12 protein-coding genes and 5 tRNA genes are annotated in these 15,108 nt (G+C 43.2%); 6 read left to right on the top strand and 11 right to left on the bottom strand.

The genetic code is table 11. The annotated features are described in order from the left end of the window. Positions 1 to 428: 428 nt before the first annotated feature. From glmM to NSQ76_RS01285, 11 genes are all read right to left on the bottom strand, one after another. Entirely contained in the window at positions 429 to 1,775 is a 1,347-nt protein-coding gene (gene glmM / locus NSQ76_RS01335; RefSeq protein WP_024424446.1) for a phosphoglucosamine mutase, read from the bottom strand. A 25-nt stretch (positions 1,776 to 1,800) separates the two neighbouring features. Then, positions 1,801 to 3,228 carry a CdaR family protein gene (locus NSQ76_RS01330; RefSeq protein ID WP_341051875.1) on the bottom strand — a complete coding sequence of 476 codons (1,428 nt, stop codon included), beginning with the start codon at positions 3,226 to 3,228 and terminating at the stop codon, positions 1,801 to 1,803. Next, positions 3,221 to 4,042, bottom strand: coding sequence for a diadenylate cyclase CdaA (gene cdaA, locus NSQ76_RS01325; RefSeq protein ID WP_008344027.1), 822 nt, complete (start codon positions 4,040 to 4,042; stop codon positions 3,221 to 3,223). Before cdaA ends, NSQ76_RS01330 begins: the two co-directional genes overlap by 8 nt. Before the next feature lie 217 nt (positions 4,043 to 4,259). Then, the gene (gene rsiW, locus NSQ76_RS01320) at positions 4,260 to 4,886 is read right to left on the bottom strand and encodes an anti-sigma-W factor RsiW (protein WP_341051874.1); all 627 of its coding nucleotides are present in this window, start codon (positions 4,884 to 4,886) and stop codon (positions 4,260 to 4,262) included. A gap of 14 nt (positions 4,887 to 4,900) precedes the next feature. Continuing rightward, positions 4,901 to 5,464, bottom strand: coding sequence for an RNA polymerase sigma factor SigW (sigW, locus tag NSQ76_RS01315; RefSeq protein ID WP_024424449.1), 564 nt, complete (start codon positions 5,462 to 5,464; stop codon positions 4,901 to 4,903). Positions 5,465 to 5,651: 187 nt separating this feature from the next. After that, positions 5,652 to 6,563 carry an arginase gene (rocF, locus tag NSQ76_RS01310; protein ID WP_024424450.1) on the bottom strand — a complete coding sequence of 304 codons (912 nt, stop codon included), beginning with the start codon at positions 6,561 to 6,563 and terminating at the stop codon, positions 5,652 to 5,654. Positions 6,564 to 6,699: 136 nt separating this feature from the next. Further along, positions 6,700 to 6,771: transfer RNA gene (locus tag NSQ76_RS01305), tRNA-Gln, on the bottom strand. Between the two features lie 4 nt (positions 6,772 to 6,775). Beyond that, positions 6,776 to 6,860, bottom strand: a tRNA-Tyr gene (locus NSQ76_RS01300). A gap of 28 nt (positions 6,861 to 6,888) precedes the next feature. Continuing rightward, positions 6,889 to 6,961 (bottom strand) — tRNA-Thr (locus tag NSQ76_RS01295). 3 nt (positions 6,962 to 6,964) lie between these two features. Beyond that, a tRNA-Val gene (locus tag NSQ76_RS01290) sits at positions 6,965 to 7,040 on the bottom strand. A gap of 6 nt (positions 7,041 to 7,046) precedes the next feature. Continuing rightward, a tRNA-Glu gene (locus NSQ76_RS01285) sits at positions 7,047 to 7,121 on the bottom strand. Positions 7,122 to 7,341: 220 nt separating this feature from the next. Between NSQ76_RS01285 and murQ the strand changes: the two genes are divergently transcribed. Genes murQ through NSQ76_RS01255 form a run of 6 tightly spaced genes read left to right on the top strand, consistent with a single transcriptional unit; the run spans position 7,342 to position 15,071 of the window. Further along, positions 7,342 to 8,253: an N-acetylmuramic acid 6-phosphate etherase gene (murQ, locus tag NSQ76_RS01280; protein WP_172881178.1), complete on the top strand. Its 912-nt coding sequence runs from the start codon at positions 7,342 to 7,344 to the stop codon at positions 8,251 to 8,253. Between the two features lie 14 nt (positions 8,254 to 8,267). Further along, positions 8,268 to 9,137 carry a MurR/RpiR family transcriptional regulator gene (locus NSQ76_RS01275; protein ID WP_025093532.1) on the top strand — a complete coding sequence of 290 codons (870 nt, stop codon included), beginning with the start codon at positions 8,268 to 8,270 and terminating at the stop codon, positions 9,135 to 9,137. Continuing rightward, a complete protein-coding gene (locus NSQ76_RS01270) occupies positions 9,134 to 10,513 on the top strand; it encodes a PTS transporter subunit EIIC (protein WP_024424453.1) in 1,380 nt (459 codons plus the stop codon). The genes NSQ76_RS01275 and NSQ76_RS01270 overlap by 4 nt, the downstream gene beginning before the upstream one ends. A gap of 13 nt (positions 10,514 to 10,526) precedes the next feature. Further along, a complete protein-coding gene (gene pbp4b / locus NSQ76_RS01265) occupies positions 10,527 to 11,882 on the top strand; it encodes a penicillin binding protein PBP4B (protein ID WP_341051869.1) in 1,356 nt (451 codons plus the stop codon). 13 nt (positions 11,883 to 11,895) lie between these two features. Further along, positions 11,896 to 13,815: a glycoside hydrolase family 3 protein gene (locus NSQ76_RS01260; protein WP_341051867.1), complete on the top strand. Its 1,920-nt coding sequence runs from the start codon at positions 11,896 to 11,898 to the stop codon at positions 13,813 to 13,815. 50 nt (positions 13,816 to 13,865) lie between these two features. Beyond that, positions 13,866 to 15,071 (top strand): exo-beta-N-acetylmuramidase NamZ family protein, encoded by a 1,206-nt coding sequence (locus NSQ76_RS01255; protein ID WP_445661672.1) that lies wholly within the window; start codon positions 13,866 to 13,868, stop codon positions 15,069 to 15,071. Positions 15,072 to 15,108 lie beyond the last annotated feature (37 nt).

Genomic DNA, 15,108 nt, shown 5'->3' with positions numbered 1-15,108 from the left:
ACACTTACGGCTGTGATCTCTTTTTTTGATCAGCCGGGAGGCATCCGCCGAAAATTCGATAACCTCCATCCTCGTCAACTAAGCATCTTTCGTCCGATCGCTTAGTTCGGGCGCTATAATTATAAGAGAGTTTCTGAACATCTACCCTGCCTTTCCTGATAGAATAAAAATCCAGTAACACAAGGATGATTGTACTATAAGGTCTGACCTCCGTCAATCACAATTTAGCGGGTGATCCCCTTCATTTGAGAAAGTGAGACCTCCATACACTATATGCTATGAGGCTTGTCACGTTCTACCTTTGATGTGCTCTCCTATGTATGAAGGCAGCTTCAAGTTGCCCTCACTTATATCATTCGTATAGATCCATCCAATTATGTCGTTTATTCAAAAAAAGCAAACCGCTGCCAGCGGTTTGCCTTCACCTATTACTCAATACCCATTTCTTCTTTCACAACAGCTGTAATTCGAGCCACATATTCATTACACAGCTCTTTTGTTTTCGCCTCTGCCATGACACGTACAAGCGGCTCTGTCCCCGAAGGACGAACTAGGATACGGCCGTCACCATTCATCTCTTTTTCGACCTCTTGGATCACCGATTTTACTTTTTCATTTTCTTCTACTTTATATTTATCAGACACTTTCACATTCACTAAAAGCTGCGGGAACTTTTCCATTTCCGCTGCAAGCTCTGATAATGTTTTTCCTGTCGCTTTGAGCGTATTCACAAGCATGATCGCAGAAAGCATGCCATCACCTGTCGTATTATAATCAAGGAAAATCAAATGACCTGACTGCTCGCCGCCGACATTATAACCGTCTTTTTTCATCGCTTCGACCACATAGCGGTCACCAACAGCAGTTTGAATGCTCTTAATGCCTTGCTTCTCAAGCGCTTTATAGAAACCAAGGTTACTCATAACCGTTGACACGACGGTGTCATCCTTTAATCGGCCTTCATCCTTCAAATAACGTGCACATATGTACATAATTTGATCGCCGTCTACGATATCACCTTTTTCATCGACTGCAATTAAACGGTCACCGTCACCATCAAACGCAAGACCAATATCGGCACCCTTCTCCTTCACAAAAGCAGAAAGTGCTTCTGGATGAGTGGAGCCTACACCATCATTGATATTCAATCCGTTTGGAGATGTTCCCATTGTGGACACATCAGCATCTAAATCTGCAAATAAATGTGTCGCTAGAGAAGAGGTTGCACCGTGTGCACAGTCAAGCGCCACGTGAATACCTGTAAAATCCTCGTCCGCTGTCTGCTTTAGAAATTGCAAGTATTTCTGACCGCCTTCAAAGTAGTCGTTCACCGTTCCAAGATCGGCTCCAACTGGGCGTGGTAATTGATCGACTGGCTGATCCATCAGCTGCTCAATTTCGTTTTCCTGTTCATCTGACAGCTTAAAGCCGTCACCGCCGAAGAATTTAATGCCGTTGTCTTGAACTGGATTGTGTGAAGCAGATATCATGACACCCGCTTCTGCATCCATTGCCTTCGTTAAATAAGACACACCAGGTGTTGAGATCACACCTAGACGCATCACTTCAGCTCCAATTGAAAGCAAGCCTGCAACAAGCGCTCCTTCTAACATATGACCAGATACACGTGTGTCTCGACCAACGAGTACCTTTGGACGTTCTTTATCCTTCGTGAGCACATAGCCGCCAAATCTCCCAACTTTAAATGCGAGCTCTGGCGTTAATTCGCTATTCGCTACACCCCTTACACCATCAGTTCCAAAGTACTTGCCCATGTTTCAATCGCTCCTTTTTTACCATTCAAGAGGACGCATCGTCCTCTTTTTTATCTTCTTTGACCCGCTGTCTTTGACTCGATTCTTTCTTTGCTTTATCTTGCGTGGATTCTTCTTTACTCTTCTCACCCTGATCATCGTCATCAGTGGATGGATCTTGTTGATCTTTTTGATCCTTCCGATCATTCGTCGAAGCCGGCTGATCCTCTGTGTCAGTAGAAGTGAGTTTCACTTTGACCTTTGATCTCGATAATGTCCAAGTCACATTTTGAGGACCATTTACTTGAACTTTGACCTCATGGGTTCCTTCGTTTAAGTCCCCTGCATTGATATAGGCTTCAACATCTGAAGCCTTTAGTTTATCAATCGCACTCTTTGATCCCTTTGCTGTTAACGTGAGCCGTCCAGAAGAGGGGCTCACAAAATCAGAAGTGAGATCCTTGCTCAAACCCACGACAGAAATCGGTACATTATCGATCTTTTTTTCTTCAGCTGTTGCAACCTTCACTTTGATCTTAACGGTTTCAGGTGATACCTTTTTCACACCATCTGGCAGGGGAATATCGGCATCAATCTCCGTATCATCTTTGATCTTGCTTAGGTCCAGCTTGACGCCATCAATAAAATCAAGGGCATCCAGCACCTTTTGAGATCCGTACACTGTGACCTCACTCGGGCTTGTCTCAATGCTTGAGATGCTGATTCCTTCTGGCAAGCTGCCCGTCCGCTCAATTTTAAAAGGGGCCTTTTTGCTTGGACTAGAGATTGGAACTGTAATATCCACCACGGACGGACTTACTTCAACTGGCAGCTCATTCCCGCTGCTATCATACACAGTGAGCTTCGCCTCTTTTTCAATTTGCTGATCGACATCTTCTAAGTTCACAAAAGCTTTAATGACAGAAATTTTGTCGATGACGTCCTTTGATCCAGTAACTGTGACCTTTTTCGGATTCACAATGGGCTGTTCAGGTGAATAGCCGTCTTTGATTTTATTTTGATTATAAAACTCGGTTTCAACAGGAAATTCAGCTGTCGTTTTTTCTTGTATCGTCACAGTCGTCACAGATGGATTAATCGATAGTGTGAGTCCCTTCGATACATCTCTTGCCTTCAGCTCCACTTTATGTGTACCTGTCGATAAGTTCTGCATGTCTGCGTAAATTTCAAAATTCTTTGTTTGTCTTGCTGTTTTCACAGCACTAGTTGATCCTTTAATCGTGACATTGACTGTCTGCGGCACACCAGTGACGACGTACTTCTCGTCATCATAATACGCTTTAACAGGAATGTCGGTTAAAGTTGCTTCATCTGTCGTCGATGTTGGGAAAAAGGATTCACCGATTTTTTTCGGCGTGGGCGCTTGCGCTGAATTGACTGCACCATACAGCAATAAAGCGAAGACCAATGCAAGAAGCTTAACGGCCCAGCGATTATTCAAAATCTTATCCATTTTTCTTGCCCCTCCAATACCATTTGGTCGAGGAAGCATCTTTGCTGTTCTTACTAAATTCAGCAATCAGCATTTCTTCAAGCGCTTCTTCTGTCAATTCTCGGTGGAGATCACCATTCCTTGCGACAGAAATTCCGCCAGTTTCCTCAGAAACGATGACAGTTAAGCTGTCTGTCACTTCACTAATTCCGACTGCCGCCCTATGACGCGTCCCCAGCTCCTTAGAGATAAAAGGGCTTTCTGACAGCGGTAAATAGCAAGCTGCAGCTGCAATCTCATCCCGCTTCATAATGACAGCACCGTCATGAAGCGGTGTATTCGGAATGAAAATATTAATGAGCAGCTCTGAACTCACCTTTGCATTCAAAGGAATTCCTGTCTCTATGTAATCATTCATTCCGGTATCGCGCTCAATTGTCAGCAGTGCGCCGATTCTGCGTTTCGCCATATAGTTAATTGCTTTTGTAATTGCCTCGATCGTTTTCTGCTGCTGCTCCTCTACAGGTGTCCCGCTTCTTGAGAAGAAACGGCCGCGCCCAAGCTGCTCAAGCGCTCTCCTTAGCTCTGGCTGAAAAATAATAATGATCGCAAGGAATCCCCACGTAATCGCTTGATCCATCAGCCATTGAAGTGTGTTAAGACCGAGATACGCACTTCCCATCCTGACAAGAACAATGACCACAATTCCCTTTAAAAGCTGAACCGCTTTTGTTCCGCGGATGACCATCATTAATTTATATATCACATACCAAACAACGAGAATATCAACAGCATTACCGAGGTACTGCAAAAAAGGAATATCCCCTAAAGCCATTTCCTCGTCCTCCAGAATTTTCAGTTATTCTTCGTTTGATGCATTTTTTAATATAAAAATAGCCTATGTATCAATACATAGCGTGGCTATTATACCACATTTTGTTTCAGCAAGGAAAATAGTTGCCATATCTGGCTGAGTTGCTAGTAGGCGTGAATCCCGCCAATGTATAGAAAAAGAGCAGCCCCCTTAGAGACTGCTCTTTAAGCCGATTGAGTTACTTTTGCTCCTCTGGCCCAATGACCCGCATTACGTTTTGTGCTGTTGATTTCATTTTGTACCAGATCCAATCAAATACTTCATTAATTTCATTAATTTGACCAGTGACTTGTCCGGCAGAAGCAGTCAACTGTTCCCCATTGACGACGGTGACATTTCCATCAACCTTGCCTTCTACAATCAGCTTGCCATTTTTGACAGTGACATCACCCTTTACTGTTTCCCCTTTAGGTACGGTCACTGTATCATTTTCAACGACGAGATTCGGCTGCTTTGACACACTGAAATTATGATCGGTATTCCAGCTCGTAAACAGACTGCCTCCCATTAAAATGAGAAAGAGGGCAGCGGCTACCATCAGCGGGTGAGCTTTGATCCATCTTTGAACCGACACACGCTTTTTCTCCTTTGGAAGACCTGCCATCACCTTTGCAGTGAAATCAGATGGTGCTTCTATATGAGATGTACTCTGCACTAGCGCGATGGATTTCTCAATTTGTTGAAAATGAGTACGGCACTCCTCACACGATTGCAGATGGCATTTTAATTCTTTTTCGTCTTGGGGCTCAATGTCCCCGTCTAAATACTGATGCATAAGCTGGACGATTCTATCCTGACAGCTCATCAAAATCACCTCACTCAAAGGTCTCTCAACTGTTTCCGGAGAGCCTCTCTACCCCTGTGTATTCTCGTTTTCACCGTACCAACTGGTATATTCAGAATCTCACTAATTTCTTTTAACGAGAGTTCATCAATATACTTTAATACGATGACCGAACGATATTTGTCGGGTAATCTTAAAATTTTTTGCTGAATGGTACTCGATAATTCAAGAGACACCACCTCATCCTCTGGCAAAATGCCATCAGCAGCAATTTGAGAATACATATTTAATCCTTCTGTTCCTGCCACCTCTGCATCTAAATAATAATCCGGCTTTTTTTTGCGAATACGGTCGATGGTCAGGTTGGTTGCAATGCGGTACAGCCACGTGGAAAACTTACGGTTCACATCAAAGCTTTCGATATTCACATAAGCACGAATAAACGCCTCCTGCGCAATATCCTCCGCTTCATGTGCATTCCCAAGCATACGGTAGCACAGCTGATAAATTTTGTCTTTATACAGGTCTACGATGTCTGCAAATGCGTTCTGGTCGCCTTTTTTCACTTGCTTAATTCTCTTTTTAATCATTGTGTCCATAGTATATTCAACCTCTGCCTTCACCGGTCTTTATGTATACGAACCTCTTTCCAAAAGGTTTCATTCTCCTCTAAAAAATAGTGTAACAAATTTTTGACAGTGTGTTACGCTTATCAACCGGTAAAAACCTTAACATATCCTTAAATTTTCCCAAAACAAAAAAGAACGGGAACAAGTCCCGCTCTACCTACAATAGCTTTTCACCCATTAATGAACCAATTAACGCAACTGCCGCTTCTGCGGTTTTGTTTTTCTCATCTAAAACCGGATTTACTTCAACAAATTCAGCTGACGTTAAAATACCCGCCTCCTCTAAAAGCTCCATTGCGAGATGACTCTCCCGATAACTAATGCCGCCTGCTACCGGAGTACCTACACCAGGGCATTCAGCTGGATCTAATCCATCTAAATCAAGCGACAGATGGACACCATCGGTTCTCTCCTTTAGATACGCAATCGCTTCCTCCATCACCCTTGTCATCCCTAAACGATCAATTTCATGCATCGTATACACTTTAATGCCTTTCTCTCGAATCAATGCCCGCTCTCCTTCATCTAAAGATCGAGCACCAATTATAACGACATTTTCAGGCTTCAATTTAGGCGAATAACCGCCAATGTTTGTTAAATCTGCATGCCCAAAACCGAGACTGACAGCAAGCGGCATGCCATGAATATTTCCAGAAGGAGAGGTTTCCTCCGTATTCAAATCCCCGTGTGCATCATACCAAATGACACCTAAGTTTTCATAATGCTTGGCTACCCCAGCAAGTGTGCCAATCGCAATGCTGTGATCACCGCCTAAAATGAGCGGAAACGAACCAGATTGCACAATACTGTCAACCTTCTCAGCAAGCAGCTGATTTGCCCCAGCATTCTCCGTCAAATTTTTCAGCTTTTCACTTGTATATAAACCTTTCTCATCATCTCTTTGTTCAACTGGAATATCTCCAAGATCCTCTACATCAAATGAGAGCGTTTCCAATTTTTCTTTTACGCCTGCACAACGAATCGCACTCGGGCCCATATCGACGCCCCTTCTCGTTTGACCCAAGTCCATTGGAACTCCAATAATCGTGACCTTCTTTTGCTCTCCCATATGTACATCCCCTTTCCGTTCATGATTATATTTTACTTTCTTGATGCCTTCTGACTCAACTCGACAACATTTTGAATAGTTATACAGTCCCTCTGCCAACATAAAAAAAGACACCTTTTTCAAAAAGGTGTCTTAACTGGGCTAGCTGGATTCGAACCAACGCATGACGGAGTCAAAGTCCGTTGCCTTACCGCTTGGCTATAGCCCAAAAATGGTGGAGGGGGACGGATTCGAACCGCCGAACCCGGAGGGAGCGGATTTACAGTCCGCCGCGTTTAGCCACTTCGCTACCCCTCCACATATGGAATTGATAAAGAAAAAACAGTGCCGGCAAGAGGACTTGAACCCCCAACCTACTGATTACAAGTCAGTTGCTCTACCAGTTGAGCTACACCGGCATATGGTGGAGGATGACGGGCTCGAACCGCCGACCCTCTGCTTGTAAGGCAGATGCTCTCCCAGCTGAGCTAATCCTCCACATCATGGTGACCCGTACGGGATTCGAACCCGTGTTACCGCCGTGAAAGGGCGGTGTCTTAACCGCTTGACCAACGGGCCAGTTTGTCAAGTTTGTTGTTTCCGTGAAGCTGACAAAAGTTATTATATACAGGTTGTCCCCCTTTTGTAAAGGGGATTTTTATTTTTTTTATTTTCTAACTATTTACTCCCTATTCGTTCAACAATTTGACTGAAATATAATTTCAATATTCAAATATAATATTGAAATTTCATATCATACTCAATATACTGAAAATGAAGAAATAAGGAGGTATGTCACATGCAGCCATCTCAACTGCGTTCTTTGACAACAGAATCAAGAAACCCAAACACAATGGGAATTTCTCAAGCAGATCCGCTTGAAATACTCCAGATGATCAATGAAGAAGATATGAAGGTCGCTCAAGCAGTCAACCTTGTACTTCCACATGTCAAAACAGCAAGTGACTTTGCTTATGAATCCATCTCAAATGGAGGCCGACTCGTTTATTTAGGCGCCGGAACAAGCGGCAGAATTGGCGTAATGGATGCTGTCGAATGTCCGCCAACCTATAGCGTCTCACCTGATGTCATTATTGGCATCATGGCAGGCGGAGACTCAGCTTTTTCTCAAGCTGCCGAAGATGTGGAAGACAGTGAAGATGCCGGCAAACAGGATTTAGTACACATCCACCTGACATCAAAAGATACAGTCGTCGGTATTGCCGCAAGCGGCAGGACACCTTATATCATCGGCGCTTTAAACTACGCAAAGTCAATTGGAGCTAAAACAGTAGCACTCAGCTGCAATGAACAAGCAGAAATTAGCGAGCTTGCAGATTGCGCCATTGAGGTTATTGTAGGACCAGAAGCCATCACTGGGTCAACAAGAATGAAAGCAGCATCCGCTCATAAAATGATTTTAAATATGCTTTCCACCTCAGTCATGATCAGACAAGGCAAAGTATATGAAAACTTGATGGTTGATGTAAAAGTCAGCAATCATAAATTAAAAGAACGCGCCATCACCATCATTCAACATGTGACAAATGCTTCCTACGAACAAGCCGTGAAGACTCTTGAAGCAGCAGACTTAGAAGTCAAAACGGCCATCGTCATGCTCCAAACAAATACAGATAAGAAAACAGCCAAAGATTTACTCAACAAAACGAATGGCCATATTGACAAAGCGATCTCACGTTATCAATCCTAAAGGAGGCAGAGCTCATGTCAGCAGGTGGACTTACCCTACTACACACAATCAAATCAAAGCTTCCCCAATCTGAAAAAATCATTGCAGACTATATCCTTGCCCATCCTGACAAAGTCATTAAAAGCACAGTACATGAAATTAGTCAGGCAGCTGGCGCAAGCAGCTCTGCAGTCATCCGTCTTTGTAAATCTCTCGGGCTGGATGGCTATCAAGATTTAAAAATGCGGATCGCTGGAGACTTGATGCATGACGATAAACAAGGCTACAGAGATATCGAACAAGATGAACCGCTTCAATCCATTATTCAAAAAACAGCAGGAAACTCGATTCAATCGATTAAGGACACCGCTTCTATTTTAAATGCAGATGCTTTAGAAAAGGCTGTTCAATTACTGCTGCATGCAAACCAAATTCATTTTATCGGTGTTGGTGCATCTGGCATCGTCGCAGCTGATGCCCAGCAGAAATTTCTCAGAATTAACTATGCAGCAACAGCCTTCACTGACATGCACATTGCCTCCACCGTCATCGCAAATGCAGGAGAGAATGACATTGTGTTTGGGATCTCCTTTTCAGGAGAAACGTTAGACATCATTCAAGCCCTTCAGCTCGCAAAAGACAATCAAGTGAAAACCATTGCTTTAACACATCCAGGTCATACAAGCGTTTCTGCCTTATGTGATGTTCACCTATCGACGTCCGGTTCCAATGAAGCACCTTTTCGCAGTGCTGCCACTTCCTCTAGAATGGCACAGCTCTACTTAATTGATGTCTTGTTCCTCAGTTTAGCTTCTCGTCAATATGAAGAGACAGCCCAATATATTGACAAAACAAGGCATGCCATCCGCTCCATGAAACGAAAATCAAAGGGGGATTCAACATGAGTCATCAAAAGAAATATCAGCAGTTGGCGAAAGACATTCTTTCACTCTGTGGTGGTTCTGAAAATATCTCTTCCCATACACATTGTATGACAAGGCTCCGAATTACACCGATGGACAATGAAAAAGTTCACGTCACAGCAATCAAAGAACTCGATGGCGTCATTGGCGTCGTCGAAGCAGAAACGCTTCAAATCATTTTAGGCACTGGCGTTGTCAACCAAGTATCAAGTGCGTTTGAAGAGCTACTAAATGCCTCTGGCTCTTATGATTTAAACAACGAAGCACAAAAAAACAAGCAAGCCATTTCACAAAAGAACCGCACACCATTCAAGCTGTTCTTACGGCGGATTGCCAGCATTTTCATTCCAATTATTCCGGCACTAGTTGCCTCAGGTCTGATTACCGGAATTACAAAAGCAATCGTGCAAGCAGGCTGGCTTGACGAAAAATCTCAAGCTGCGATTATTTTAACGGTTATCGGTTCTGGACTTTTCGCTTATCTCGGGATATTAGTCGGAACAAATGCAGCAAAGGAATTTGGAGGCTCTCCTGCATTAGGCGCATTAGCTGGTATCCTCATTATTAACCCAGCCTCCGCAGACATTATGTTATTTGGAACAAATATTCTACCAGGCAGAGGCGGACTCATCGGTGTTCTTCTAGCCGCCATCTTTATGGCACTTGTGGAAACCCGAATTAGACGCTTCGTCCCGCAATCACTTGATATTATCGTCACACCAACCATCACACTACTCATTACAGGCATTTTCACGTACGTTGTCTTCATGCCAGTCGGCGGATTTATATCTGATGCCATCACCTCAGGACTAACTTATCTATTGAATATGGGCGGAATTTTCGCAGGATTTGTTCTTGGTGCTACCTTCCTCCCACTTGTTGTAACAGGACTTCACCAAGGGCTGACACCGATTCATATGGAACTCATCAATTCAATTGGAGATGACCCGCTACTGCCAATTCTCGCTATGGGCGGTGCAGGACAGGTAGGCGCTGCATTCGCCATTTATATGAAAACAAAAAAGAAAAAGCTCAAAAGAGCCATTGCTGGTGGACTTCCTTCAGGGATGCTGGGCATTGGCGAACCACTCATTTTTGGTGTCACACTCCCGCTGGGACGACCATTTCTCACCGCTTGTCTTGGTGCAGGAATCGGCGGCGCATTTCAAGCCTACTTCCAAATTGCGACGAAAGCCATCGGGGTATCCGGTCTTCCATTAACCTTTATTGTTCACACACATCAAATGCTTCTTTACTTAATTGGACTATTTATCGCATATGTTGCTGGATTTTTCTTCACATACTTATTTGGGTTTCATGATGATATGGCTGTTGAATTCGAGGATCACAATCAATAAGGAGGTCTAGACCTTGAAGAAATGTTTTCTTTTGATCACATGTCTGCTCATGCTCCTTGGGTTACCAGTACAAACATTTGCAACTAGCTCCCATCCTGTATCGTCTTTGTCTAAAACAGCACCTGAAGAATATCCCGTCTTAAAAAAAGCAAAACGACCGGAACAAGTAGGCTTTTCTTCCAGGCAGCTGAGGAAGGTTGATCAAATGATTCAAAATGACATCAAAGCAGGATTTCCAGGAGCCGCTCTCATCATTATCAAGGACGGAAAGATCGTCCATCAAAAAGCCTATGGCTACCGGCAAAAATATGATGGCACAACAGAACTCAAATCGTATAAAAAAATGAAAAAAGATACACTATTCGATTTGGCATCCAATACAAAAATGTATGCGACCAACTATGCCCTGCAAAAGCTTGTCTACGAGAAAAAACTTGATGTCAACGAAAAAATACAGACCATCCTTCCAGATTTTCAGGATGAACCTGATGCAAAGGTAACCGGTAAAGACCAGCTTCGGGTAAAAGATCTTCTCACCCATTCTGCGGGTCTCCCTTCCAGTGTCTTATTTTATAGCAAAAAATCAGCTGGCTCTTTTTATTCTCAAGACAGAAAAACAACGATGAAATGGCTGCCAAAGGTACCGCTGCAATACAAGCCAGGTACCCAGCACATTTATAGTGACATTGATTACATGCTGCTAGGCATGATCATCGAGAAGAAAACAGGCATGTCTCTTGATCAATATGTCGAGTCAACAATTTATCGGCCGCTAGGTCTCAAACATACCATGTTCAATCCGCTGCAAAAAGGGTTCAAGCCGAAGCATTTTGCAGCAACTGAACGTTTAGGCAATTCACGAGACGGTGTCATCGATTTTGAAAACATCCGACGGTACACCCTGCTAGGTGAAGTACACGACGAGAAAGCATATTACTCAATGGCAGGTATCTCCGGCCACGCTGGACTTTTCTCGAACACCTCAGATATGGCCGTGCTACTTCAGCTGATGCTTAATAAAGGAGGCTATGGAAAAACAACCATTTTTGATCAGGCTTCTATCGATCTCTTTACAGCCTCATCTGATACGAACCCAACTTACGGGCTAGGCTGGCGAAAAAACGGTCATACTGACATGGAATGGATGTTTGGAAAATATGCAAGTAACGAAGCCTATGGGCATACTGGCTGGACCGGCACAATGACGTTGATTGATCCTAAACACAATTTAGGTGTCGTGTTGCTGACGAATAAGAAACATTCACCCGTTGTTTCACCAGAAACAAATCCTAATCAATTTGAAGGCGACCTGTTCCCAACTGGTACTTATGGAAGCATCATAACCGCAATCTACGAATCTTTTCAGTAAAAGGAGGAATTCGATGTTGAAAGCTCTCTTCCCCGCTGCACTGGTTTTAGCCCTGCTAACCTCCTCCATTCCAACGGAAAAGGTTAGCTCTGCCTCTCTGCCAACCGCTAAACAAATGGTTCAAGACATGTCACTGGATGAAAAGATAGGTCAAATGCTCATGCCGGACTTTCGCAATTGGCAAACAAAAGATGAATCCACACCTACAGGCTTCACAAAGATGAATAACGAAGTATCTCATCTTGTAGAAAAATATCATCTAGGCGGTGTCATCTTATTTGCCGAAAATGTCGTTGATACGGAACAAACCGTGAAACTCACCCATGAATTTCAAAAAGCATCACCAAACATTCCTTTACTCATTTCCATTGATCAAGAAGGCGGAATCGTCACAAGGTTACAAAAGGGAACACATTTCCCAGGAAATATGTCGATTGGTGCCTCTAGAAGCAAAAAAAATGCATATGACACAGGAAAAATCATCGGAAAAGAATTAAACGCCTTAGGCATCAATACAAACTTCTCTCCTGTGCTTGATGTGAATAATAACCCAAACAACCCCGTCATTGGTGTCCGTTCCTTTAGCTCTGATCCTGCTCTTGTCTCTAGACTTGGCCTTCAAACCATGAAAGGACTTCAAAAGGAAAAGACCATTTCCACACTAAAACATTTCCCGGGACATGGTGATACAGCCGTCGATAGTCACTACGGCTTGCCGCTCGTAGAGCATGAGCTAGATCGTTTAAAAAAGGTTGAGCTGTATCCGTTCCAACAAGCGATCAATGCTGGTGCAGATATGGTCATGACCGCTCATGTGCAATTTCCTGCCATTGATGACACAACGTATCGAAGCAAAAAAGATGGCGAGGACATCATGGTTCCAGCAACCTTATCAAAAAAAGTCATCACAAACTTATTAAAAGAAGAGATGGGCTTTCACGGTGTTGTTGTGACAGACGCTCTAAATATGAAAGCGATTGCAGATAATTTCGGACAGGAAGAAGCCGTAGTGATGGCCATTAAAGCAGGTGTCGACATCGCTCTCATGCCAGCACCAGTCACCTCATTAAAAACAGAGAAAAACCTAGAGAATGTATTCAATGCTGTCAAACAAGCGATTTTAAAGAAAGAGATTCCGATATCTCAGATTAACGAATCTGTCGAAAAAATTCTTCAATTGAAAATCAAACGCGGCATTATTTCCTCCAAAAAACCAATCAGTCTTGAGAAAAAAATCAAAAAAGCCACTCAAGTCGTCGGGAAAAAGTCGCACCTTAAAGCAGAACAAAAAATGGCACGTGAAGGAATCACCCTGCTTAAAAACAACAAAAAGACCTTACCTTTCAAGCCTAAAAAGAATGACAAAATCGTGGTCATGGCACCTTACGAAGATCAGACTAAAGCAATGTCTGTCACAGTCGAATCTCTCATGAAACAAAAAAAGATCAAGCCTGTACGCATCCAGTCATATGCTTTTGCGGATAAAACGTTCACCAAAGATACAGCCAACCTGATTCAAGAAGCTGACTACGTCATCACTGGCTCTTACGTTGTCCAAAATGATCCAGCTGTGAATGATGGCGTAATTGATGACAATGTCCAGGATCCGAAAAAATGGGCTACTGCCTTCCCTCGTGCTGTCATGAAAGAAGCAGTAGCACAAAACAAAAAAATGGTCATCATGAGCCTTAGAAATCCTTATGATGCGGCAAATTTTGAAGAAGCCGATGCCTTACTAGCTGTGTACGGTTTTAAAGGCTACTCAAACGGACAATTCAATCAGCCAAATATTCCTGCTGGACTAGAAGTGATATTTGGAGCTGCATCACCTAAAGGGAAACTGCCAGTTGATATCCCATCTGTCACTCATCCAAATCAAACCCTTTACCCATTCGGCTATGGCCTCAACTTGAAAGGGAAACAGATCAAATAGGAGGGATTCTCTTGAAGAAAACAGTCAGTTTCATACTCGCAAGCTTTCTCATGATGAGCACATTGACCGCCGCCTCTCCCGCAGAAGAACGAACAGATACAAAGGGAAAAAAAGCAGCAGTCAAAACAGGGATTGAAACACTTCTCTCAAACAACCTTTCATGGCTAAAAGGGAAAAGAGTTGGTCTCATTACCAACCCGACTGGCATTGATGCAAATATGAAAAGCAGTGTCGATCTCCTATTTGAACATCCAAATATCAAGCTCACTGCTTTATATGGACCTGAACACGGCGTGCGTGGCGATGCACAAGCAGGAGAAGGCGTCGAATCCTATACCGATGAAAAAACAGGTCTTCCTGTTTACTCTCTTTATGGAAAAACAAGAAAACCAACTCCTGAAATGCTGAAAAATGTAGATGTCCTGCTGTTTGATATTCAAGACGTTGGTGCTCGTTATTACACCTATATTTACACAATGGCCTATGCGATGGAAGCCGCTAAAGAAAACAACATTCCCTTTGTTGTCCTAGACCGCCCAAATCCCATTGGCGGACTAAAAGTAGAAGGACCTGTTTTAGAGCCTGAACACGCCTCATTTGTAGGGCTCTATCCAATCCCATTAAGACATGGAATGACCACTGGTGAGCTTGCAAAACTGTTTAACAAAGAGTTTCATATCAATGCTGATGTAACAGTCATCAAAATGAAAAATTGGAAGCGGTCCATGACATTCGATGATACAAAGCTGCCGTTCGTCCTTCCTTCTCCTAACATGCCAACAGTGGATAGTACCTTTGTATATCCTGCCACAGGATTAATTGAAGGCACAAATGTCTCTGAAGGCAGAGGAACGACAAAACCATTCGAGCTCATTGGTGCACCATATATCAATAGCAGCGAGCTGGCAGATCACTTAAATCAGCTAAAACTAAAAGGCGTTCAATTTAGACCTGTGTCATTCACCCCCACATTTTCTAAACATGCCGGTACACTATCTCATGGTGTGCAGTTATACGTCACAGACCGCTCATCCTTCGAAGCAGTGAAAACGGGGTTATCCATTATCAAAGCAATACATGATTTATACCCTAATGACTTTCAGTTCCTTCAAACAGGCAGCTTTGACAAACTCATCGGGAATGGCTGGATGAAAGAAGAAATCAATAAAGGGACTTCCGTCAAACACATTATGAAACGCTATCATCACGACCTTAAAACATTCGAAAAGAAGCGAAAAAAATATCTCATCTATTAAATCACAGAAAAAACCTCCATCTATCAAAGGATGGAGG

The organism is Bacillus sp. FSL M8-0256 (assembly GCF_038005765.1).
Taxonomy (GTDB): Bacteria; Bacillota; Bacilli; order Bacillales; family Bacillaceae; genus Bacillus; species Bacillus safensis.
The sequence above is the reverse complement of the archived record's forward strand: the minus strand, read 5'-3'. Positions and strand labels throughout refer to the sequence as shown.